We start from the raw sequence: 23,231 nt of genomic DNA on the forward strand, positions 1-23,231 counted from the left end.
TCTATGACGAATTGACTAATTTGGTTTACTCTGGGGAAGTTCCGAACCTACAAGAAGTAAAGATGGAGGCCATGATGGCGAAACAATGGGACGAATACGCCGTTGATTGGGATAAAGATCCCGCGACCGCAGTATTCGCACAGTCCGTATTTGACCAGTTAACACAGCTCGTTGATTTAAACGGAACCCGTGTCCTTGATTTTGGTTGTGGTACAGGACTACTCAGCCAGAAAATATCTCCTTTAGCAAAAGAGATCATCGCACTTGATATCTCTGAAGGGATGATTGAAGAGTTAGATAAGAAAGAGTTACCTAACGTTGAACCGGTAGTTGATATTTTATCGCGCGGACTTGCAGCGCAGCATCCAGCATTCAGAAACCAGTTTGACCTAGTGGTAGCCTCTTCGGTGTGTGGTTTTATCCCGAACCTACAAGACACAGTCAGTCTGATTTACACGCTGCTTGAAAACGACGGCACGTTTGTACACTGGGATTGGTACTTGGAAAGCGACAGTGAAGACTACGGTGTAAGCCAACAGCGCTCAGAAAACGTATTGAGTGCAGCGGGCTTTGCAGTGGTTGAAGTCTCTACACCGTTCTCGATTGACACTCCACAAGGAGAGTTAAAGGTATTAATGGGTGTTGGACGTAAACAAGCGCTTCCAGATCTGTAATCGTGTGTATGCCTTGAGCTAGCATTCAGAATGCTCATTTTAAATACTAAACCCACATTAACGACTCTACCGTCAGTTATGTGGGTTTTCTCGTTTTGGACGCTATTGTTTTAAACAGAGCGAGTTAGCGCTTTCTCATGCCTTCACTATTAACTCTGGTTTCTCTATTTCTCATCTAGCTCATAGAAAACTCAACACCGCTAATTTGCAAATTACTTATTTCCATTTTGGAAATGTAGTCTTGCATACATTTCATTAGTGGAAATATAACGGTGAGATATAAAATAAGCCCATAATAACACTAAGGGTTTAATCATGAGCCACCAATCTGCGTCATCTACTTCTTCACCACTTTCAGAGCAACAACAACGCTTTAGCAATATCATTTCAGATGCCAACCTGTCACCAAAACAGAAGTCGAGCTATCTTGCCTTAGAAGCTGAAGCCAGCCTGCCGTATATGCCGGTAAGCAAAGAAGTAGAGCAAGCCTTACAACAAGGTGTGCTGTGTGACATGTTTGAAGGGCACGCCCCATTTAAGCCGCGCTATGTTCTTCCAGATTATTCTAAATACTTACATCAAGGCTCAGAGTATTTAGAGCTTAGCGCGGCAACCAACTTCGATGAAGCATTGAACATGCTTACCATCCTTTACCACCATGTTCCTTCTGTCACTTCAATCCCGGTTTACCTAGGTCAGTTGGATGATGTGTTGATGCCTTTCGTGGGCGACTTAACGGAAGAGCAGGTATACCAAAAGATTAAACTCTTCTGGATCATGTTGGATCGCACACTGCCAGACGCCTTTATGCATGTGAATATCGGCCCGACAGATAACATTATCTGCCGTACGATTTTACGTGTAGACGCTGAATTGAAGCAGATCGCGCCAAACTTAACCTTTATGTACGATCCAGCTGTGACCCCTGATGATCTACTTCGTCATGCGGCGAGCAACATCTGTGAATGCAGTAAACCACATATTGCAAACTATCCCGCGCATGCCGAGGCTTACGGCGACAAGCGTTTTGGTATTGTGAGCTGCTATAACTCTCTGCCGTTAGCGGGCGGTTCCAACACCTTGGTGCGTATGAACCTTAAGCAAGTGGCGTTGAAGTCTGAGGACAGTGCTGATTTCTTACAACAAGTATTGCCTAACTACAGTGGCATCATGGTCGAACTGATGAACGCACGTAGTCGCTTCTTACATGAAGAGTCTAATTTTTTTGAAGGCTTCCTGACCAAAGAAGGCCTTATCGAAGAAGACCGCTTTGCTCCAATGTTCGGTATTTACGGCATGGCGGAAGCAGTCAATATCTTGATGGAGAAAGAGGGCCAAGCAGGGCGCTATGGTCACGATGAACAGGCGAATCAGCTTGGTCACCGTATCTCCGAAAAACTGGCTGAGATCGTTGAACGCTCTGACGTGAAGTATGGGTTAGAAGGTAAAGCTCTGCTGCATGCTCAAGGCGGTATTAGCTTAGATGAAGATGTGACGCCGGGTGTCCGTATTCCTTATGGTTCCGAACCGGATCCAGTCTCTTACGTTCGTGCTACCGCTGGTCACCATAAGTTCTACACCTCGGGCATCAGTGACATTCTGACCATCGACGAAACAGTGAAATCTAACCCTGAAGCGATGTTCAACTTGTGTAAAGGTGCGATTCAAGCGGGTTACCGTGAATTCACGGCTAATGTGGCATCAAACGATTTGGTTCGTGTGACGGGTTATATGATCAAGCTGTCTGACATTGCTAAATATGACGAACAAGGCTCACGCACCAATACCACCTTCTTAGGTGCTGAAGCTGCGAAGAACACGGGCATATTAGAGCGTAAACCACGCGTGGCGAGTTTAGAGATGTCGCCGACATACGAATAGCTTTAACGTGTGTTTTGAGTTTCGACTACGAACAATGTGAATTATGAAAATTTCTGATCTAACAACTCAAATGGCTAGGGTTAAAAATAATAAGACAGAAAAACAAGCGAAGGTCAGCCGTGTGCTGACCTTTTCTTGTGTTGACGGCCCGGGAAATCGTTTGGTGCTATTTCTTCAGGGCTGCAACTTTGACTGTATTACTTGCCACAACCCACACACAATTAATCACTGTAACCATTGTGGTGACTGCGTTAGCGGCTGTCCAAGCCGTGCTTTAAGCATGGTTGATGGCAAAGTGAAGTGGGACCCAGCAGCTTGTACTAACTGCGATCAGTGCATTGATGTCTGCGACCATAAGTCGAGCCCGAAAATTACCACAATGACGGTCTCAGAGGTTCTGGAACTTGTCAGGCATAATCAGTTTTTCTTGAGTGGCATTACCGTTTCTGGCGGTGAAGCGACCATGCAGTTGCCGTTTATCATAGAACTGTTTCAAGCGATTAAACGTGATCCACAGTTAGCGCATCTCACGTGCTTTATTGATAGTAATGGTTCGCTGTCACTTCAAGGGTGGGACAAGGTGTTGCCTTATCTTGATGGTGCGATGATTGACCTAAAATCATGGCAATCGGAAACACATCAATGGTTAGTGGGCAGAGGTAACCATAGGGTGTTTGAAACCATTAACTACTTAGCAGATAAAGGAAAACTGCACGAAGTTAGGTTGCTGCATATCCCAAATAAAAGCGATCTTGAAGATGAAATTGAACAGGTGGGGCGTTACTTGAAGACTCTACCAAGTGATGTTCGAATTCGACTGAATGCATTTCAACACCATGGTGTCATTGGTGAAGCGTTAGGTTGGCCGAAATGCACCGAACAGCAGATGCAGAGCTTTCACGATAAGCTCTACACCATAGTTCAAAGACCGATGCAAACCCCTGAGGTTTATACCTAGTCTTTAAGTTTCTTAGGCGGCAATTAGGCTTCTAAGAACGTTAAGTTTCTAAAGATATTAAGCCTCTAAAAATATTAAGCTTCTAAAAACAGGTCACACAACCATTTGATCGCTTGATCATTCATGTTGGGTTTATTCCACACCAAGCTATACGCCACCTTACCGTAATCAAAAGGTAAGGGCTTGCTCACTAAGCCCTGAGCTTGTTTAGCATGCTCAGCCCACTGTTTAGAGCAAGTGAATAGGAAAGGCGTGTGGTGACACAATACAGCCGCAGCACCGAAGTCCGCGACCGATATCGCCATTTCTCTTGGTTGGTGGCATTGAACCAAGTTTTGTTCAAAGTAAGGCTGAGACAGTTCGTTATCTAAAATCCCAATGTGCTTGTAATCTAAGTAGCCTTCAATCGTCAGTTCTTGCTGAGCAAGAGGGTGGTCTGCGCCCATCAAACAAACCATCTTGTCTGGAAGAATTGTTTCCCAAACCAGCTCTTTGTTATCGGTCGGCGGCTGAGATATATCATGGGGCAGCAAGATCAAATTGACCTTGCCACTGAGCAAAGCATCGAAGCCAAGTTGTTGTTTCGAATAGATGTTGAGCTTCGCGTTTGGTGCGAGTTCAGTGGTGATTTTACTTATCTTAGAGGCAAATACTTCGAAGGTACTTTCACGCATCGAAAGTGAAAAACTGCCTTGGTACTCTTGAGGGGTAAAACTCTTCTGATGAAGCAGTCCGTTCATGCTTGAAAGAATTGCATGAACGGTGGGCGCTATCTTCAGAGCAAAGGGAGTCGGGATAAGCTTGGTACCATCTCGATAGAAAAGCTCATCATTCAGAATGTCACGCAGCTGAGATAGGGTTTTGCTTACACTCGAAGGGCTGACACAGAGTTGCTCTGAGGTCTGAGTGACGCTGTGGGTGTTCAGCATAATATGCAGCGCAGTGAGGTGCTTAAGGCTCACCCTAGATAAGTGTAAGTAATCCATTTATGACTCACGCATTCAGATTGGCTTGTGATTTTGCATGAACGACAAAACCGAACAAGCCAAATTGGATAAAGGTTATTTACGAGCTAGTTTATGGTGCGCTCGTGAAAAGTGGCCTGCACAAAATGCGCCCACAATCGATAGCTCACCCGCCAAACACAGTGCAGCACAAACTTCAGCTAGGGCTTGTGATTTACCGTTGCCATGCAGCCCAAGTAAATCTAAACAGGCTTTTTGACTTGGCAAGCCGGTACCACCGCCGACAGTCCCCACCATTAAGTTAGGCAGTGTCACGCTAGCGTATAAACCGCCTTCTTTGTTGAGTTCCATACGCGTCATACCAATCGCTGACTCAGCGACACAGGCCGCGTCTTGGCCACAAGCGATATAAAGTGCCGCCAGCGCATTCGCATAATGGGCATTGATACCGATAGTACCACTCAAAGCGCCACCGACTGTGGTCATTTGACCAAACTGGACCATCTTCTCAGGCGTCGTGTGTAGGTACTTCGCGACAAGCTCAGCAGGGATATTAACCTCAGCAGTTACTTTTTTACCACGAACGCTGCGCAAGGTTTGGGTATTGGCTTTCTTATCGCCTGACAAGTTACCATCAAGGAAAGCGTGGTCAGGCTTAACTGGCGTATTTTCAATAATGTACTCAAACACGGCGTTGGTCGCGATGGTCACCATATTCTGACCTGAAGCGTCTCCGGTTAGAAATTCAAACACCAAGTAAACATGGTTACCCTCGATGTTGATATTGATGTCGGTAAGCTTGCCGTGTGATGTTGTTGATTCTGCCAAGATCTTGAATTGGTCATACTGAGTCACAGCCCAAGCCACAAACTGTCCGGCTTCAACTAATCCTTGGAATGCAAAGCCAGGAGTACGTGTTACGCCTTCATTGAGCAACATAGCACTTGCACCACCACAAGCCGTAATTAGCTTAGAACCACGGTTATAAGACGCGACAAGCGCAGCTTCTGTGGTCGCGAGTGGTACTAAGTAATCGCCCGTAGCAAATAGGCCATTAACTCTTAGTGGGCCTGAGACACCGACAGGGACTTTAACTGTGCCAATAAAGTGCTCAATGTTTTTCTCATAAGCTTGGATCTGGCTTTGTGTATGAGGGTCGAGCAGTTCTTGCTGTGAATCTGCATTATCGAGCGCTGTCCAGCGACGAGTGAGATTCTTTTCTGTCAGGTAGGGGCTAGGTGTCAGCCTATTTACTGGCTTTTCAAAATGAGGCTGAAGCTTTTTTTCTAATTCGTCTGCGGAGATGTCGCCTCCTAAAATAGAAACATAGTCACGGCGATGCAGATTTAGTTTTGGCATAAATAGTATGAAGTAAAGTTTGTGCAGCAAATTGGTTTGCGCTGATTCTACCGAGTAATAAACCAGAAACAAGCGCCTGATATAATGAGTTACAGTTTGTGTGGTTGTTGAAGCAAAAAGCAGCGAAGTTTCGCGAAATATAGGCTGTATTTGAGCGAAATTTAGATATGAATGTCGAGAAGGCTACCGATGGCTTCGTTTTGACGATCAACCACACTCGCACCAACGCGGTTATAACTTGCGCTTTGTGTCAGTTTAATCAAGGAATCGGTTGAAGATGAAGCAGGTTCAGGTTCTTTGTCTTTAAAGGAAATGGATTGTTCTGGCTCTATTTGATTAAAGCTGAGATCGCTAGCTTGGAAAGTGTCGTCGGATTCTAGAGCGTGTTTGGAGGCTTGGTTGAGCTCGATTGCGGCTTCTTCAGCCATGTTGGTGGATTGCTGAATAATGGCGTAACCAGATTGAATACCAGATATCGACATATCAGAACCTTTTATTGACGTATGGAATGAGTCTAGGCGGACGATATTTTGAGCGCAATGGTGAACAGATGAAATTTACGGTGAAAATGTGAACTTAAGCTAAAATAGTGATGTCTGTCTATTAACTGAACAGGTCATTTAGCGCGTTTAACTCTTCATCAGTAAGCAAAGAAGGCTTCTCTGTTTCAAGGTTGCCGTCGATCTCACCCTGAAGTGCTTTTAATTGTTGTGGGCTAAGAAGCTGTATTTGCTGCTTAAATGCTTCAAATTGCTGTGTATTCATAGTGTGACCTTTGTTCAAATCCATATGCTCTTTAGAGCATAGCCTACTGATTCAGGAAATCAAACAAGATTAAGTGAATATTAAATGATGTTTGAAGTTTCTTGAAACTAAGACAACTATAAATTCCTGTGGTCGTTTTTTGTCCGAGAAATGTTAGGCAAAGTTAAGGCTTGGTCAATCAAAGTCAGAAAATTCCTACAATGTAAAAACGCCTGCAACCCTTGTGGCACAAGGGTGGGTAAGTAATTGCTCTACCCAATTAGGGGTATGGGTAAAGCAATATATAAATATTTGTGATGATCAAAAGATAAGCAACTGGCGTTATCTTTTTGTTTTTACGGTATTTTGTTTGTTGCTCAAGAAGCTTCCGTTTCAAACGGCTTGTCGATCTTAACCTTAACGGCAAACTTGGTTGCTAAGGTATGCAGTTCTGGAAGCATTCGATAGATCAAATGGAGCTGTTGTAGAACCATTTTGACAGAATTCTCATCTTCTTCTCGCCATTCACTCAAACGTTTATCCAACTCAGGGTCATAAGCGTTTTTCACTTCACAATGCTCTTTATGAGAATAGAGTTGATCATTTAGAGCGTCGAGATGCTCGTGGATTACTCTGTGCGCATCTAGCACCAGTTTGTGTGTCGCCTCATCATCAATACGCGTTCTGTGAGCACCCAGAGCCGAGATATAGCTAAGTAGAGCATGATTGAGTGTTAAGAATCGGAAGCTCTCATCTTCAGAGGTACGGTATTTACCCGGTTCAACCAACATGCTACTGATGGCGGCAGTCAGGTTTGCATCATTATTATGCGCACTACGTCGAGCGATACGATAGTTAAGGCTATCTTTCTTACCAACACGGTATTGGCCGATGATTTGAGCGAGATAGTTCTTATTGGAATCGAGCGCATCCGCCATCACTTTGTGCAGTCGCTTCGATTGCCAATCAGGCAACACATAAATGACAGCAAGTACGGCGAGAGCACAACCAATAAAGGTATCCGCTAACCTTGGCAATACTACCGCGTAGCCTTCACCTAATTGGTTAAAGCAGAAGAGCACAAGCAGTGTGATAAAGCCGGTCGCAAACCCGTAGTTATTGATTCGAAACGCAAAGAACATCACGCCACTGATCACAATGAACACCAATTGGCTCTCTTGTGACGGGAAGAAGGTCAGTAACGGAACTCCGATCAATAAGCCTGCGACCGTGCCAATGACACGCGCCGTCAGTTTTTGACGGGTTGCACTGTAGTTCGGCTGACACACAAACAGCGTCGTCAGTAGAATCCAATAGCCTCGTTCAATATCAAAGCCTTGGATAATCCCGTAGCCTAGCGTCAAAGTGATCGCCATGCGTATCGCGTGGCGGAATAGCATAGAATCGGTGTGCAAGTTAGCTTTGATCTTGTGCCACATTGCCGTCAAAGTATGAGGGTTGGTATCGTCCAATACACCTTCTTCGATCTTCTCTGCATCTGGGTTGCTGATATTCGAGAGCTGTTTTTCAACGGTTGCTAGGTTATTGAATAAGTAATCCAACTGGTTCAGCAGTGATTTCCATTCAGGGTTGTTCTGTTGGTGCAGGTGATTGAGCGAAGACATCAGCTCATCAAGTGCCAGTACAGACTTGTCACCATGCTGGTATTCAGTGCCAACTTTCAATGAGCTCGCCACTTCTTTACAGGCTGTTGCCTGCGCTTCCAGTAGATACTTAAATCGAAACAACACGTCAGAGCGTTCAAAGTGTTTTGCTAGCTCTTGATAACGATAATGGCTTGAGCTTACGCGTTCATGAATATCTTGTGCGATAAAGTAGGTGTTAAGAAATCGGTCACTAGGACCGTCAATGTGTCCGCGCTTAGAGCGGTTGAGTAGCGTCGCTTTACACATGTTAAGTGCATTAACGGTACTCGCATTGAGCTTGGCTTCAATGATTCGGTGTGGTTGGGGAATCAAGTCTGAAACGGGGTAGAAGAGTTCCGCTTTTGAATCGATGTAATTACCGATTTGATCGAATACCGTGGCAAGGTTTTGCTGCACGGGTTGCATTGGCCACACTATCTGCCAAATCATCGACATGAAGTAGTACCAAGCGGCGCCAGTCAACAGTAGAAGTGGTTGAAACCAAAGGTTGGTGCTCTCGTGTGCACCAAGCATGGTATAGATGGCAACTAAGAGAGAGCCAAACGCGATACTCGCGTATTTAGGGCCAATTGCCCCGAGAATGATAAAAGAGAAGGTTGAAACAAAAAGCCCGATCGCGAACAGCCAAGGCGTATCGAAGAGAAGTTCAATAGAGAAAGCCGCAACGGCGAAACAGATAAAGGTCAGCGTGAGTGCTTTCAAGCGTCCGGTAAAGCTGTCATCACTTTCCGCAAGAGCCGCAGCAATAACGCCCAAGATCAAAGGCGTGATCAGTGTGTTTTGTCCATAATACCAAGCAGGCACCACCACACCGAGCAGAGTGATGAGAATTAATATGCTGTAATTTATGGTTTTATTCGCCCAATAGAGGCGTAATTTGGCTGAGAAGTCCACAGTCGCTCACTTGACACACTAAAAACCATAATCCTAACAGAAATCAAGCACAAGAATTTGATACTTATCCATAATTGCCCGTAGGTGGTCATGAAAGCGTCGATAAGATATGAGATATTATTAATTCTCATTGCATCATGATATAAATTCAATATTCCCAATTAAGAGCACACTCCAATGCAGCTAAGCGCTAACAAGACTGCACAGTTTTTTATTCAAAATGAATATCATCAGGTTGAACTTGATGGTCCACGCTTGCTGTTATCTTCAGTAGGCAGTGAAGAGCGTATCCCATTTACTATTTGGAGTGGCAAGATCGCGATAAAGCGCGGATTGTTTTGGGGATCGCTACAATTTTTTGCTAATCAACAAGATGGAACACAGCGCAGTTGGTTAGTACAAGGCTTACCTTGGGATCAATGCCGTCAATTTGCACGCGCCTCAGTTACCGCTTATCAGAAGTGGCACGACACTCAATGTGAACAATTGGCTGAACACGTACCTCAGTGGGAAGCTGAATTAACACGTCTTGAGCAACTACCTGCTTTCCTACCGCATTCTAAGGTCAATACTTGGGTTGATATGGTCAACTCAGGCCTAGAGAGTATGACGATGACGCTAGAAGAGGCCGCGCAGCGCATGCCAAATCGCATCGCAAGAATGCAGCCATGGTTGTCTGAAACCGAGATCAAGCAAGCTGAAAGAAATCAACAATGGCTAGAGACCGAGCGAAAGAACTGGGAAGTGTTGTTTGCGCAATGTGAGTCGTCACCACTGAACTTATCGCAGCAATATGCGGTGTTGATGAATGATGATCACAACCTTATTTTAGCGGGTGCAGGCTCGGGTAAAACCAGCGTTCTAACGGCTCGCGTCGCGTATTTACTGCAAAGCCATCAAGCTCAAGCTGAAGAGTTGTTATTGCTCGCCTTTGGTCGAGAAGCGGCGGAAGAGATGAAACAGCGCCTCGACAGCAAAATTGGTTTATCAGCAGAGAAGGTACAAGTCAGTACTTTCCACCAGTTGGGTTTAAAGATACTGAATCAAGTTGAACCCGAACGCGTGGTTATTTCTCCTTTAGCGCTCGATGACAACCAACGCCAAGCATGGTGCATTGATTGGTTGAAGAAACACTGGATGACACCGACCAACTTTAAACGTTGGCAAAAGCACTTGTCTAAATGGCCAATCGCTTATTTAACCGGAGATGATGAGCTTGGTAGCCATGTTTCAAATCTCAAATTGATCGGTTGGCTTGAAAAGCAGCTTGAACAGTTGAATGCGTCGGGTTTAACGAAAAAAGAAGTACAGCAACAGCTGATTGATCACCGAGACTATACGCGCCTCAACAGCGAGCTTTCACTGTGTTGGCCATGTGTAACCGCGTGGCAAAAGGAATTGAAAGAACAAAATCATATCGACTTCTCAATCATGATCAGTCGAGCGACCCAGTATGTCGAGAAGGGCAAGTTTATCTCGCCTTGGAAGTTCATCATGATCGATGAGTATCAAGATATCTCGCCAGATCGTCTTGCCTTGGTTGAAGCACTTTGTAATCAGTCTAAAGCCGAGCATCAAGCCTCTATTTTTGCAGTAGGCGATGACTGGCAGTCGATTTATCAGTTTGCGGGTGCGGATGTGGATTTGACCACGGGCTTTAAGGATCGCTTTGAAAGCTCGACCATTCATCACCTCGATACGACCTACCGCTTTAACAATCAGCTAGGTGCAGTTGCCAATCGCTTTGTACAAGAAAACCCAATTCAGATTCCGAAAGAACTGAACAGCTTCAAGCAACAGAAGCAGAAGGCGGTGTACAGTGCGCCAAGCAAAGAAGTTGAGAAGATCCTCGACCAATTGAACCGCCAATCTAAAGGCAAAACCAATAAATCGGTGCTGCTACTTGGACGTAATCATTACCACAAGCCAGAGTTGTTGGAAGACTGGAAGAAGATCTTCACCTCCATTGATATCAAGTTCATGACTTGCCACGGCAGTAAAGGTAAAGAGGCGGACTTTGTCATTATTCTTTGTGTTGACGAAGGACAGTTCCCGACCAAGAAGAAACAGCTGCATATTGATGGCGCATTGACTGAATCATCAGACGCTTTCCCTTATGCAGAAGAGCGTCGTCTATTCTATGTAGCAATGACGCGGGCAAAAGAGAAAGTATGGATCACACACAGTGGCGACGGGTCTGGCTTTGTGCAGGAGCTGCATGGTTCTGATTACCCCGTTGTTCGTAAAAAGTGATGTTACTTGACGTGATTGTCTAATATTAGATCTTCAAGCCCTGCCTTAATATCACAAGGCAGACGCATAAAGCATAAGGAATTTGCTATGGAACACGGCTCTATTAACTACATTGAATTTGCTGCGAAAGACATCGCCGCAACTAAGGCGTTTTTCGGCCAAGTGTTTGGTTGGAGCTTTGAAGACTATGGCTCTGAGTATTCTGCTTTTGAAGGCAAAGGCTTAATGGGCGGCTTCTATTTGGCGGATCTGGCGTCGAATACGGATAATGGCGCGGCGCTGATGGTTTTCTATAGCCAAGATCTTGAGCAAACTGAGCGCGATGTGATTGATGCTGGTGGTCAGATAAACCGTGAGATCTTTAGCTTTCCCGGTGGCAGACGTTTCCATTTCAGAGAGCCAAGTGGCAACGAGATGGCAGTGTGGAGTGATAAGTAGATAGACTCACTACACTGTTTATGATTGAACTGTTTAATGCCTGAAAACGAGACATAAAAAAGCCTGCGATAAAATGCAGGCTTTTTAGTCTGTTCTGTCCCGTCCTGAAATGTGTTTACACATTGAGGACGAATTATGACTACTTCAAATAATACCTACGTTAAGCGCACTCAGCGTGATTACACACTAGGCTTTAAATTACAGGTTGTCGCCGCTGTAGAAAGAGGCGACATGACATATAAACAGGCCCAAACCATTTATGGTATCCAAGGCCGCTCAACCGTTTTAACCTGGCTTCGAAAGCACGGGAAGATGAATTGGGCGCAAAATCCAAGGATAAATGTCATGCACCAATCACCTAAGCCTAAAGAATCACCGGCACAGAAAATAAAACGTCTTGAGAAAGAGTTGGAAGACGAAAAAATCAAGAATCTCTTCTTAAATAGAGTGGTTGATATTCTTGATGCTGAGCACGGAACCAGTCTCAGAAAAAAGTATCTAGCCAAGGAGCAAGAAGCCTTCAAAAACAAGAAGGAATAAGTTTAGTTCGAGTATGTAGGCTATGCGGCATAACGAGGCAGAGTGTTTATCAAAGAGAAAAGCGAGCTCATCATCGTCAGTTAGATCTTAAACCGATTAAAAAAATGGTGTTGGATATTAGGCGTTATATGCCTCGGGTTGGTACTAGGAAGCTGTATTTTTTGCTTAAACCCAAACTACAAGAACAAGGTATCAAGTTAGGCCGAGATGCGCTTTTCAACTACTTACGCGCTGAACGATTATTGGTAAGACCTAAGCATAGTTTTACAAAAACGACCAATAGTAGACATTGGATGAAAAAATACCCGAACTTATTAAAGGATTACCAGCCATGTGGTCCAGAGAGTGTGTTGGTGAGCGACATAACCTATGTTCAATCTGATGAAGGAGTTCACTACCTATCATTGGTTACGGATGCGTTTAGTCGAAAAATAATGGGCTATGAGCTGAGCAATGAAATGAAAGCGACGGATGTCGTGAAAGCGCTAGATATGGCTATCAAAGGGCGTCGATATCATCGTTCTTGTATCCATCATTCAGATCGTGGTCTGCAGTATTGCTCAGGTGTATATCAAGATAAATTGAAAACTAGCGGCATAATGCCTTCGATGACAGATGGTTATGACTGCTACCAAAATGCCTTAGCAGAAAGAATAAATGGGATCCTGAAACAAGAGTTCTTACTTGATAGGTGTAAGAATCTTGAGGAACTTAAACAACTAGTAAAAGAGTCTATCAATATCTATAACAATATGAGGCCGCACCTCAGTCTCATGATGAAAACTCCAAATGAGGTGCATGAAAAAAGCCAACAGCTGGCGCTGTTGGCTTAGTAGAAATACTGTCAACGTATTTTAGGACGAGACATTCAGTAGAGATCACAAATAAAGTGAGATTACGTGCGCTCTGCTAGATACGCTTCGTAGTCTGGGATTTCGATGATTACTTCTTCTTCAAGCAGTGAAGAGTTAAACAGGAAGTTAGCGGTAGCGCGGTTAGTTGCCACAGGAATGTTCCAAACACTTGCGATACGAAGCAGTGCTTTTACGTCTGGGTCGTGTGGTACAGCATTAAGTGGATCCCAGAAGAAAATCAGCATATCGATTTTGCCTTCAGAGATAAGCGCGCCAAGTTGTTGGTCACCGCCCATAGGGCCGCTGATCATGCTCTTGATTGCTAAGCCAGTCTCTTTACTCAGCAGAGAACCAGTCGTGCCCGTTGCGTAAAGGAAGTGCTTTTGTAGTTTTTCTTTGTTCTCTTTGACCCATCTTAGTAGCTCAGGTTTGAAGTGGTCATGAGCGACCAAAGCGATATGCTTGTGTGTTGGCATAGTGCGCGTCGTTTTTTGCATGAATGTTCCCTAAATTGTTGTTTCGTTTTTATTGTTTTGAGTTCTTCAGCCAATATAGCACTAAGGATTCACACTGAATACCGGACGAAACTCAGAAGGTGACAATGAGTCGGCGATAATTTGATCTTTGAGTGTTGCTGGTGTCAGCGCCTCGATAATCGGTGCGCTGTGTTGCTCGTAAGGTTGACCGCGTAAGTAACTCGTGGCTTGTTTTACCGACAAGCGACCTTGCTCAACCATTTTATCGGTTGGCGCAAAAAGTACCTTGTTACGAAGTAAACCACGGTAGGTTCCGTGACTTAGGTAACTTGAAATTAACCCAATCTCTTCGGTTTTATCGGCCGCTCGTAGCTCACTGATCGCTGCTTCAATCGCGACGGCACTTCCGACTATATATTGGATATCAGGTTCTTCTATCACCTGTTGTACTAGATTTCTTTGAAGTTCTTTATCGTTATCTGCCCAATAGCTGATCGCAATTTTGATATCACTCGACTTGATCGCATCATAAAACCCCAGTGCTACAGGCTTAGTGCCGCCACTCGCTTGCGGGCCAAGTAATAGGGCGATAGGTGTTTCGCCTGATCCTTTCGGGTGTAGTTTTGACAAAAACTCTCCGACTTGGTAGCCCATTTGGTACCAATCGACACCGACCGTACCTTTCAATACCTTCTGTTGTTCTTCATTGACGGTTAACTCATTCACCGTAGCAAACACAGGCGTCGAGCCAACCCAATCGCTGAGATTGTCATGGTATGCATCGGGTGAAACGGTTCCTAAAATAATGGCATCGGCTCCCCATTGCGTGCAAAGCACCAGTTGCGAGGCTTGTTTGGCCACGTTGGGGTAACCGCCAGCTTCCAATACTCTTAGCTCAACTTGCTGCTTTTCTGCTTCAGAGACCATTCCGTAGTTCACAGACAACCAGTATGAGTCTTTTAGGTGCGGATAAATGGCACAGATTTTCTCTTTTTTCGATGTGGCATCGGCTGGATCTATTGGGCTCAAAGGCTCGCTAGCACTTGCGACAGAGATCACTGAGGCCAGTAGTGTGAGAAGAATTATTGAAGCGAAAGGTCTAGATAGCATGAATTGCCGTTTTATTGGTTTTAGATAAGAAACACTGCAAAATATAGCGTATTCTGCATGGGTAAAGAAGAACGTTTTAAGGTTTAGAGTTTATGTTGTTAGCTTCAGCGAGTATTGGACGCAAGCTGCTGGCCTCATTCTTAGTGATGGCTCTGTTGGTTCTATTGTCTGCATTGATCGGTGTTTCTGGTTTTAGCTTTGTAGCCAAAACGGAAAGAAACGTCGTTGATTCGGCGCTTCCTGCCATGATCGAAGCTCGTCAGGTTTCTGAGTTGAGTAACCGTATTATTTCGTCAGTACAAACGCTTTCTAATGCGAGAAACGAAGCCGAAAGAAAAGAGGCTGGCACCGTACTGTTTGACCAACTTGAGTCACTTCTTCAGCATATCAAAGATCTTGGTGTCGACAGTTTCGATTCTCAGCTCCTCAATAAACTTGAAAACAATGTTCAAAGTGTTATTAACACACTGGCTGAGCTGGGTGTGTCGGTTGAGCGTAAGCTTTGGTTAAGCAAAGAGTTGTCGTCTCGTGTCGAAGAGATGCGCCTATTGGCCGAAGAGCTAGAGCAGTTGACGCGAACACAAGTTTTGAACACGGCTACCATTGCGGTTGCTAACGTCACGCATATCTATGACCTGCTAGAAACCAAAGAAACGGATAAAGCCTACCAAGCCCTAGATGCGCTTGTAGAGGTTGACCTTGATTTGTCTGAGCGCCTTCACGAATTACATTTGCTGGCGTTCAAGATGCTTAACCAAATTGAAGAAACGCAAACCGTTACCAACGTAGAACGTATTCATCAAATCCAATCTGAATTTGAATCCAACCTAAGAATCATGGCGCGCCGCGTTAAAGCGGTCGAAGATCCTACTCGTTCAGCGCAGATGTCTCAGCTTCTAGAAGAGCTCAGAAAACGCCAAGTCGTGTTCGATATTTCACTAGAACAATATGAGAACACCAAAAAGTCAGAGTTTCTGATGCAAAATACGTTGGAGTTGTTCTCTCAGTTGAATACAACGGTTAACCAACTGGTTGATGATTCAAACCGAAGCACCAAAAAAGCGGTTGATGAGCTGACCAGCACGTTGAATTTGGCTCAATGGTCACTGTCTGTGATTTCGGTTATTGGCTTGGTTATCGTCGCATTTATCGTGTGGCGAGTGGTGTATATCTCGGTTGTTAAACGTCTTACTGAATACTCATCGGCCTTGATGTCTATCGCACAAGGTCGCCTGAATATTGATATCTCGGTTAAGGGTAATGATGAGCTGGCTCATATGGGCGAGGCGATCATCACTGCCAGAAACACCGCGCAGGCGCTACAAGTGGTCGCGGTGGGTGAAGCAAAGGCGAAACGCGAACTTGAAGAGCACAAAGAGCACTTAGAAGAGTTGGTTACAGACCGAACTTATCAACTGCAAAAGACCAATGAAAAGCTGAATATCGAGGTAGGGAATCACGCTAAGGCTCGCAACGCCGCAGAACAAGCTAGCCGCGCGAAATCCGCTTTCCTTGCGACGATGAGCCATGAAATACGAACGCCGATGAACGGTGTATTAGGTACTGCAAGATTGCTCAAAGATACAGGACTAGACCCGTTGCAATCCGGCTATGCTGACATCATTAACCGCAGCGGTAAGAATCTACTCGCGATTTTGAATGACGTGTTGGATTACTCAAAGATTGAAGCGGGGCATTTAGAAATACGCACAGCGTCGTTTGACCTTCATCAGATGGTTCAAGATACCTACCAATTGATGGAAGGGCGCGCCGCTGAGAAGAAGCTCAATTTTGATTTCCATATTGAAAGTGACGTGCAACGCTATTGGCGTGGTGACGTAACGCGAATCAGCCAAATCTTGAATAACTTGGTTGGTAATGCGATTAAGTTTACGGAAAGTGGCTCGGTCGATATCTTTATCAGTTTAGATATCGAAGATGAAAATAGAGTGATGTTTGAAGTGTCAGATACCGGTGTCGGAATTGATGCTGGTGAACAAGCTTGTCTGTTTGATGCCTTTACCCAAACCGATAGCGGTCGCAACAAAACCGGTGGCACAGGGCTTGGATTAGCGATCAGTAAAAGCATTATGTTGGCAATGAACGGGGATATTGGCGTTCATTCTGAAGAAGGCGAGGGTAGCCAGTTCTGGTTCTCACTGCCACTTGAAGCCGGTGAGAAGATAGAAACGAAAGTACCGATCATTGAAGCGTGTATTCGAGCGAAGGTACTTCTAATTGAAGACAACCCCGTAAACTGCATCGTTGCTGAAGGCTTTTTGCATAATCTAGGCCACGAGGTTGTGATTGCGACAACCGGACAAGAAGCGAGAGCCATATTCAGTGAGCAAGAGTTCGATATTGCGCTGGTGGACATTAACTTACCGGACTGCGATGGCGTCGAGTTAATTCAACAACTCAAAGACGATGCGCTTCAGCATGAAAGTGAAGAAGACGTAATTCGAAAAGTACCTCCAATGATCGCAGTATCGGCTCACGTGTTTAACGAAGAAGTGGAAAGCTATTTGTCGTCTGGCTTTGATGGCTTCTTGCCTAAGCCGTTAGAGAAAGAGGCACTTGCTCAACTCATTGTGACCCAGCTTGATGGCAAGACTTTGCTACTGCCACAACCTGATCCTAACGATTCTATATGCAGTCAAAACAGCAAGCCTCAACGTAATAAAGGCAACGAGTTGTACTCATCTCAGATGGCGATCGTCGTCTCTGATTTAGCCATCAAAGCTTCGCAAACTGAAGACGAAGGAGAGACTCCTGTGAAATTGATTGATTCCAATGTCATCAAAGGTGACTTGTCCATTCTTGGCTTAGAAAAGATGAAGCAGATTGTGGGACTATTTGAAGAGAGTAGCCGCGTCACTTTAAGTGAAATGGTCGAAGCGAGTGATTCGAACAATGGACGTGAGGTAAAATCTCTCGCTCATAAACTGAAAGGTTCCGCGGGCAGTTTAGGTTTGTTGCAACTTTTCAATGCTTGCCAAGTGATAGAGGCGAGCAGCGATCCATTAGGTGAATACCGAGGCAAAGATAGCGAGTTGTCGAAGTTGGTTCAAGAGTCACTTGAGGCGTTGCAAGAGCAGTTATAAAAACAAACCTTAGGTTGCGACAGAAACGTATCGTGAGCTAGAAACCAAAAGTAACAACATAAAAAGCAGCCAATTTCTTCATTTTCTATGAAAGAATTGGCTGCTTTTTAGTTATAGGATTTGGTTAAATACAATTTTCGTTGATTCACTTTAAATCATCTTGATATGTCCAGCTGCTTTGATCTTAACGTGAACCATATTGCCCTGTAGGTAGCTTAATGGAATCTCGCTTCGTTCAATGATCGCGACATTATCGCTGCATGCGCCAGCTTCAATCGCCAGTTGCTTTGATTGCTCCTCCAAGCCCTTTAAGGTCTCTTCACGTGATGCTGGATCAATCGGTACGATCTTATCGAACTGGCCTGATATCTCACCCAGCGCAACACCAATCGCATTCGCTACTTCAAAGTGTTCAGGGCGAACTACTTGGCTTACACCTTCAAAATGATCTGGGAATAGGGCACTGCCGCCACCAACCATGATTACGGGTACGCTCGCAGCTGACGTCTTCATTTTATCGATGCCTTCTTCAACATCCGTGACCATTTGTTGATAAACCTTGTTTGCTTGTTCGGCCGAAACACCAATCTCATCACTCAATTGATGTTCTGCCTGCCACTGCATTTGTCCTGTTTTGAGTGCAATATCGGTGAGCGTAAGTTCATCACCACCAAAGCTACGCGCCGTTTGCGTTAGAGTGTGACCAACACTCTCAGGGCCTAGCTCTATACGCTGTTGTTCAAAGCGAACTTTGGTACCACCGCCAATGGCTAACGCCAAAATATCAGGCATACGGAAGTTGGTTCTCACTTCGCCGATTTCTACCGCGAGGCTCGATTCTCTTGGGTAACCGTGAGTCAGCACACCGATATCAGACGTAGTGCCGCCCACATCGACCACAATCGCGTCTTTTAACTTAGTTAAGTGACTCGCTCCACGAATCGAGTTTGTTGGCCCACAAGCCACGGTAAGAATCGGGTACATCAATGCGAACTGCTGCGACATCAGTGTTCCGTCGTTCTGACCGAAATAAGGCGTGGTGTGGATTTCATGATTGATGAGTGCATTACAAAAGCCGTCTACGAATCGTTTTGCAGTCCCTTGCAGAGCCGCATTGAGGATAGTGGCGTTCTCGCGTTCTAAAAGCCCTAAGCTGCCCACTTTATGGGATAACGAAAGGTTCACGCCCGGAAGTTCTTGTTGAATCCACTCTGCTGCTTGAAGCTCCTGGTCGCCATTGACGGGAGAGAACACGCCGCAGATAGCAATGGAATCCACTTGGCCTTTCATTTTCTGGCAAAGCTCGCGGATCTCAGACTCTTGAATGTCGGCAATCAACTGGCCGTCATATTCATAGCCGCCGTGTGCTTGGTAGAAGTGCTGACCAAGCAGGTTTTGCCACGCTTCACTCCAACCACAAAGGGGCGGGACGCTATCACCACTGGGAAGCGCTAAGCGAATCATCCCAACTCTGTCTAAGCCTTTTCGTTCAACGATTGCGTTGGTGCATTGAGTCGTGCCAAGCATCGCATGTTTCACTTGCTGACCATCAATGTTTGCTTGGCTTAATAGCGTAGAAATCGCGTTATCAATACCGGTAGAAATGTCGTGTGTGGTTGCGGTTTTCACCTTAGCGATCACATTCAAGTCTGCGTCGAGCAGCACACCGTCGGTATTGGTACCACCTACGTCAATGCCAAGGCGGCAGTAATCAAGCGTAATGTTTGTCATGCGACTACCTCTTCAATGCAGACTTTAGTTGTTCAATGGTTTGATACTCGACTGTGTAGCCAAAGTAACCCGGGCCCGCGACTTCGATGCCTTTGTTAGTGCGCCATTTTGGGTCGCAAGGGTAGGCGATAAGGTCAATGCGCTGCCCGTAACGAAGTTGTTCGGTTGTGATTGGCTTGCCGGTTTCATGATCCAAGATCGAAATAAGATCCGGTGTTGATGCCAGTAGGTTATCTTGGTTCATGTCTGCACGACTTGTGCCTTTGTGCGCGAGAAGTAATTCGTTTTGGAACTGCACAAACACGTTATCGACGCCGGTATCTTCAAACTGAGCCAGCTTTTCAATCACGACACCGCCTGTTGCAAAACCACCATCGGTTTCACGTTGAATATCAACAATCTTGCCACTGATGATGGTATGGCCGCCGACAATGTTTAATACGGCCTGTGTGCCACTTTGATTGTTGTCGTTTGCCAGTCTAATCGCTTCACCAATCTTCATTGCTTGAGTCAGTGTTGCAGGCAGTGCGCTGCGTTTTAGGTTCTTACCGTTCATTGGGTAATCGCACATTGCTGCAGATCCGCCCATCTGTTCGGTAATTGGTCTCGCAAACTTTTCAGACCAAATACCGTCAATTGGGTAAAGTGTGACGACATTGCCACGCTCATCGGCCAATGTGTTTGGTGCAGAAGGGAGACCATCAAGAAAGAAGGTCACCATCTGAGCTTCTGGGAACGCACGTCCCATCGCATCACAATCGATCACAGGAATGTTCTTTTGCGCCGCAACGAGAATCGGAATTAACGAGTTGAAGCCGCCTACTTCGATAGGAAACGTTGCCGCCACTTTGGTGCCGAGCGCTTTTTCCATCGCTTCGAATGCAATCAACATTTGATCTTTCGAATTGAGTTTCTCTACTGCGACGGTTGGTGCGCCAATCATTGAAGAGGGGACAGTCATCCAATCGTCTTGCACGTCTTCTAAAGGAATCATGCGTACAGGGTGTTTTGCCGTTGCAATGGCTACTTTCGCCATCAAGGCACCGCTGTATGGGTCACCGCCGCCGCCAGTTCCTAATACCGTCGCACCAAGCGCGATATCATCAATCATTTGTTCAGTAATAATCACAACTACTATTCCTTATCACTTGAAGGAGAAAGCTTCATTAGGGAGAGGTAAATCACACCAGCGGCAAGAATGCCGTCTAACGCCGAGATGCTGGTGAACGAAAACAGGTTGAAGAATTCTGGTGCGGTACAAGCGCTGAAGGCAGTACCAAATGCCCAAGAAGCCAAGCCTTTAAACATCCAAGCTGGAACTTGTTGGATGTTCTTAAAGCTCATTTTTGTTGAATCTAAAACATAATATTGGACGATGTAGACACCCGCTGCAGGCGCGATGGTTACGCTGAGTAGCATTAAGAAATCAGTAAACTTGTTCACCATGCCGAGTTGAGCAATGCCAATACCGACGATGGTCATGATCACAACCAGAACAGGGCGCGGAATCTTAGGTAGAACCATCGACATGCATAAGCCGCCAGAGGTCAGGTTGCTACTGTTGGTGGTCCATTGTGCGAATACTAGTACGATGATGGCTGCCATGCCTAAACCTAGGGTAAAGAAGACTTCGACTAGGTCGTCGGTGCCGGTCATTTTGGTCAGGATCAACGCGATAAGAATGATGGCACTGTTGCCGACCAGAAATCCGATACCCGCTCCTAGAATCGCATCACGACGTGTTTTGGCGTAGCGAGCAATATCAGGTGCAGCAACCGCAGCCAAAATCCAGATAGACATAACAAAAGAGATGGCTTGGCCAAGCGTCAAAGGATCTTCAATCGATGGCGCTGCGCCACCTTGATAATCAGCGGCCATAAACAAACCGATGGTAATCAGCGTCACCATCAATGGAACAGAATAGGTACTGAGTTTGCCTAAAGCACGAACGCCATAGATAGCCGTCATCATCATTAACACACTGCCGCCAATAAGAGCGGTGAGGTGAGAAATTATGATGTCATATTTCGCCAGTGCATCGACCATGATGAAAGCGAAGAAATCAGCCTGGAATGCGAACCAGCCAACTAATGAGATGCCGTTGATGAAACCAAGAATCTTACCGCCGTTACGACCAAATACTGCGCTGCTCACCAGCGGGGTAGACACACCAGCTTGAAAGCCAATGTTGGCACACAGCATCGCGATGATCGCCAATAAGCCTGAACCAATAAACGTGGCAAGCAGTGCGTCTTCAAAACCAATACCGCTGCTTAGAATCGAGCCGAGAAACAATCCCGAAATATCGATGCCGATAGCCAACCAAATAAGGCTGATAACCCACCAAGATCGTTTGGCCTTCTCGGGTACGGGTTCCAATTCGAAGTCATCTATCTTTTTGTGGCTGTGTGTTGCTTCGGGTTTATTCACGTAAGCTTCTGCCGCCATAGTGCCATCCATGCATTGTTATTCCATAAGTGTGAATAAAGCATACTGATGTATTTATTGTTAATAAATGAATATAATCAGATGTAAACATAACAAAAAACAAATGTGAGTGGCAAAGTGAATTCAAACAATAAGTTAGATAAAAGAGACCTGCGAAGATTAGAGCTTTTTTGTGAAATTGTTGAGCAAGGAGGCATCAATCAGGCGGTCGCAAGCACCGGGATTAGCCAACCTGTGCTCAGTAATCAGCTTATTGCCTTGGAAAAAAGCTTAGAATTAACATTATGCCAACGTGGAAGAAGGGGTTTTAAGCTGACTCATGAAGGTGAGCAAGTGTATAAATATGCGAACCAATTGAAATCGACCTTAACCGACTTCGCTTACAAGTTACGAGGCGTACAGACTGAACTCTCTGGGCACGTGCGAATTGGATGCTTGGATAACACCGTCACATTGCCCTATAACCCACTTCCCAAAGCGATCGAGACGTTTTACCAACGCAGTAACAGTGTAGAGGTGAGTGTTGATGTCGGCGATTTCACCCAGTTGAATGAGAAGTTAGCAAAGAACCAGATTGATATGATGATAGTGGTTCTAGGGTCACATCAAAAATCAGCGTTTCAACATAAATACCCACTGTTTGAAGAGCACAGTTATCTGTATGCGCGTAAGGATCTGGCTGAGAAGATCATGGACAAGGATTTCTCATTGGATGGCTGTCGCATCAACATGGGCGGCTATGCCAAAGATGAGATGTTCCGATTACTGAATATTGAGCAGTACGATTCCGTAAAGCCTTTTGATGGTTGGCATGTTGAGTCGGGTGTGATTCTAACATTGGCGGGTACACACCTGAGTTTCTTGCCTTCTCACTTAATCGACCGTGGCCATTATGACCAAGCCTTAATTCCGCTTCAGCCCGAGAAGTGGAGCCTGAAGAGTCAGTTTTATGTGGTGTTGAAGCAACCTGTAGATTCCCTTTCTCCCGCCGCGCGTGCGTTTTTTGATGAGCTACACCAACCGGAAACATCGGATTCAATATAGAGAATTCGTCGTTTCTTGATAGCACTTAAGATACTTTCCCATATACAAAAAATCCTCTGCCAAGACAGAGGATTTTTGCTTTTATGCTTTA

18 protein-coding genes are annotated in these 23,231 nt (G+C 45.3%); 8 read left to right on the top strand and 10 right to left on the bottom strand.

The features are described from left to right. Positions 1-74: 74 nt before the first annotated feature. The 3 genes from OCV20_RS17565 to OCV20_RS17575 all read left to right on the top strand — a co-directional run bounded on the left by OCV20_RS17565 (position 75) and on the right by OCV20_RS17575 (position 3,513). Positions 75-674 carry a class I SAM-dependent DNA methyltransferase gene (locus tag OCV20_RS17565; protein WP_017064785.1) on the top strand — a complete coding sequence of 200 codons (600 nt, stop codon included), beginning with the start codon at positions 75-77 and terminating at the stop codon, positions 672-674. 315 nt (positions 675-989) lie between these two features. After that, entirely contained in the window at positions 990-2,555 is a 1,566-nt protein-coding gene (locus OCV20_RS17570) for a YjjI family glycine radical enzyme (RefSeq protein ID WP_086775643.1), read from the top strand. Positions 2,556-2,598: 43 nt separating this feature from the next. Next, positions 2,599-3,513 carry a YjjW family glycine radical enzyme activase gene (locus OCV20_RS17575; protein WP_086775642.1) on the top strand — a complete coding sequence of 305 codons (915 nt, stop codon included), beginning with the start codon at positions 2,599-2,601 and terminating at the stop codon, positions 3,511-3,513. 74 nt (positions 3,514-3,587) lie between these two features. Here OCV20_RS17575 and OCV20_RS17580 read toward each other — a convergent pair whose 3' ends face one another. The 5 genes from OCV20_RS17580 to yccS all read right to left on the bottom strand — a co-directional run bounded on the left by OCV20_RS17580 (position 3,588) and on the right by yccS (position 9,142). Then, entirely contained in the window at positions 3,588-4,499 is a 912-nt protein-coding gene (locus OCV20_RS17580) for a LysR family transcriptional regulator (protein WP_050653604.1), read from the bottom strand. 75 nt (positions 4,500-4,574) lie between these two features. Further along, positions 4,575-5,837, bottom strand: coding sequence for a hydroxymethylglutaryl-CoA reductase (locus tag OCV20_RS17585; RefSeq protein WP_086775650.1), 1,263 nt, complete (start codon positions 5,835-5,837; stop codon positions 4,575-4,577). 161 nt (positions 5,838-5,998) lie between these two features. After that, complete coding sequence (locus OCV20_RS17590; protein WP_048612972.1) at positions 5,999-6,319, bottom strand: hypothetical protein; 321 nt, start codon at positions 6,317-6,319, stop codon at positions 5,999-6,001. A 121-nt stretch (positions 6,320-6,440) separates the two neighbouring features. Continuing rightward, positions 6,441-6,626, bottom strand: coding sequence for a hypothetical protein (locus OCV20_RS17595; RefSeq protein WP_029235859.1), 186 nt, complete (start codon positions 6,624-6,626; stop codon positions 6,441-6,443). 332 nt (positions 6,627-6,958) lie between these two features. Continuing rightward, positions 6,959-9,142 (bottom strand): YccS family putative transporter, encoded by a 2,184-nt coding sequence (gene yccS / locus OCV20_RS17600; RefSeq protein WP_061038425.1) that lies wholly within the window; start codon positions 9,140-9,142, stop codon positions 6,959-6,961. 177 nt (positions 9,143-9,319) lie between these two features. On the opposite strand from yccS, the gene helD reads away from it, so the two are divergent. From helD to OCV20_RS17615, 3 genes are all read left to right on the top strand, one after another. Then, positions 9,320-11,395, top strand: a complete 2,076-nt coding sequence (gene helD, locus OCV20_RS17605; protein WP_086775641.1) for a DNA helicase IV — start codon at positions 9,320-9,322, stop codon at positions 11,393-11,395. Positions 11,396-11,482: 87 nt separating this feature from the next. Next, on the top strand, positions 11,483-11,833 hold the full coding sequence (locus tag OCV20_RS17610; RefSeq protein ID WP_086775640.1) for a VOC family protein: 351 nt from the start codon (positions 11,483-11,485) through the stop codon (positions 11,831-11,833). Positions 11,834-11,968: 135 nt separating this feature from the next. Next, a protein-coding gene (locus tag OCV20_RS17615) for an IS3 family transposase (RefSeq protein ID WP_261881422.1) occupies positions 11,969-13,206 on the top strand; the annotation gives its coding sequence in 2 pieces (ribosomal slippage) (positions 11,969-12,341 and positions 12,341-13,206; 1,239 coding nt in all). Between the two features lie 62 nt (positions 13,207-13,268). On the opposite strand, the gene OCV20_RS17620 is transcribed toward OCV20_RS17615, so the two are convergent. Then, positions 13,269-13,724 (bottom strand): methylglyoxal synthase, encoded by a 456-nt coding sequence (locus OCV20_RS17620; protein ID WP_017064778.1) that lies wholly within the window; start codon positions 13,722-13,724, stop codon positions 13,269-13,271. 60 nt (positions 13,725-13,784) lie between these two features. Beyond that, positions 13,785-14,813: a TMAO reductase system periplasmic protein TorT gene (gene torT, locus OCV20_RS17625; protein WP_086774764.1), complete on the bottom strand. Its 1,029-nt coding sequence runs from the start codon at positions 14,811-14,813 to the stop codon at positions 13,785-13,787. A 92-nt stretch (positions 14,814-14,905) separates the two neighbouring features. Here torT and torS point away from each other — a divergent pair, with 92 nt between their 5' ends. Further along, positions 14,906-17,917, top strand: coding sequence for a TMAO reductase system sensor histidine kinase/response regulator TorS (gene torS / locus OCV20_RS17630; RefSeq protein WP_086774765.1), 3,012 nt, complete (start codon positions 14,906-14,908; stop codon positions 17,915-17,917). A gap of 150 nt (positions 17,918-18,067) precedes the next feature. On the opposite strand, the gene OCV20_RS17635 is transcribed toward torS, so the two are convergent. From OCV20_RS17635 to OCV20_RS17645, 3 genes are read right to left on the bottom strand one after another with little or no spacing between them, the layout of a single operon-like run. Next, positions 18,068-19,648 (bottom strand): hydantoinase/oxoprolinase N-terminal domain-containing protein, encoded by a 1,581-nt coding sequence (locus OCV20_RS17635; RefSeq protein ID WP_086774766.1) that lies wholly within the window; start codon positions 19,646-19,648, stop codon positions 18,068-18,070. A 4-nt stretch (positions 19,649-19,652) separates the two neighbouring features. Continuing rightward, positions 19,653-20,777 (bottom strand): DUF917 domain-containing protein, encoded by a 1,125-nt coding sequence (locus tag OCV20_RS17640; protein ID WP_086774767.1) that lies wholly within the window; start codon positions 20,775-20,777, stop codon positions 19,653-19,655. A 5-nt stretch (positions 20,778-20,782) separates the two neighbouring features. Beyond that, positions 20,783-22,108: a cytosine permease gene (locus OCV20_RS17645; RefSeq protein ID WP_086774768.1), complete on the bottom strand. Its 1,326-nt coding sequence runs from the start codon at positions 22,106-22,108 to the stop codon at positions 20,783-20,785. Positions 22,109-22,201: 93 nt separating this feature from the next. On the opposite strand from OCV20_RS17645, the gene OCV20_RS17650 reads away from it, so the two are divergent. Then, the gene (locus OCV20_RS17650) at positions 22,202-23,140 is read left to right on the top strand and encodes a LysR family transcriptional regulator (protein ID WP_048616857.1); all 939 of its coding nucleotides are present in this window, start codon (positions 22,202-22,204) and stop codon (positions 23,138-23,140) included. The last annotated feature ends 91 nt before the right edge of the window (positions 23,141-23,231 follow it).

Source organism: Vibrio coralliirubri (assembly GCF_024347375.1).
Classification (GTDB): Bacteria; Pseudomonadota; Gammaproteobacteria; order Enterobacterales; family Vibrionaceae; genus Vibrio; species Vibrio coralliirubri.

Coding starts and splice junctions, on each gene's coding strand:
- OCV20_RS17565 (WP_017064785.1), top strand. CDS start 75: ATGGCGAAACAATGGGACGAATACGCCGTTGATTGGGATAAAGATCCC.
- OCV20_RS17570 (WP_086775643.1), top strand. CDS start 990: ATGAGCCACCAATCTGCGTCATCTACTTCTTCACCACTTTCAGAGCAA.
- OCV20_RS17575 (WP_086775642.1), top strand. CDS start 2,599: ATGAAAATTTCTGATCTAACAACTCAAATGGCTAGGGTTAAAAATAAT.
- OCV20_RS17580 (WP_050653604.1), bottom strand. CDS start 4,499: ATGGATTACTTACACTTATCTAGGGTGAGCCTTAAGCACCTCACTGCG.
- OCV20_RS17585 (WP_086775650.1), bottom strand. CDS start 5,837: ATGCCAAAACTAAATCTGCATCGCCGTGACTATGTTTCTATTTTAGGA.
- OCV20_RS17590 (WP_048612972.1), bottom strand. CDS start 6,319: ATGTCGATATCTGGTATTCAATCTGGTTACGCCATTATTCAGCAATCC.
- OCV20_RS17595 (WP_029235859.1), bottom strand. CDS start 6,626: ATGGATTTGAACAAAGGTCACACTATGAATACACAGCAATTTGAAGCA.
- helD (WP_086775641.1), top strand. CDS start 9,320: ATGCAGCTAAGCGCTAACAAGACTGCACAGTTTTTTATTCAAAATGAA.
- OCV20_RS17610 (WP_086775640.1), top strand. CDS start 11,483: ATGGAACACGGCTCTATTAACTACATTGAATTTGCTGCGAAAGACATC.
- OCV20_RS17620 (WP_017064778.1), bottom strand. CDS start 13,724: ATGCAAAAAACGACGCGCACTATGCCAACACACAAGCATATCGCTTTG.
- torT (WP_086774764.1), bottom strand. CDS start 14,813: ATGCTATCTAGACCTTTCGCTTCAATAATTCTTCTCACACTACTGGCC.
- torS (WP_086774765.1), top strand. CDS start 14,906: ATGTTGTTAGCTTCAGCGAGTATTGGACGCAAGCTGCTGGCCTCATTC.
- OCV20_RS17635 (WP_086774766.1), bottom strand. CDS start 19,648: ATGACAAACATTACGCTTGATTACTGCCGCCTTGGCATTGACGTAGGT.
- OCV20_RS17645 (WP_086774768.1), bottom strand. CDS start 22,108: ATGGATGGCACTATGGCGGCAGAAGCTTACGTGAATAAACCCGAAGCA.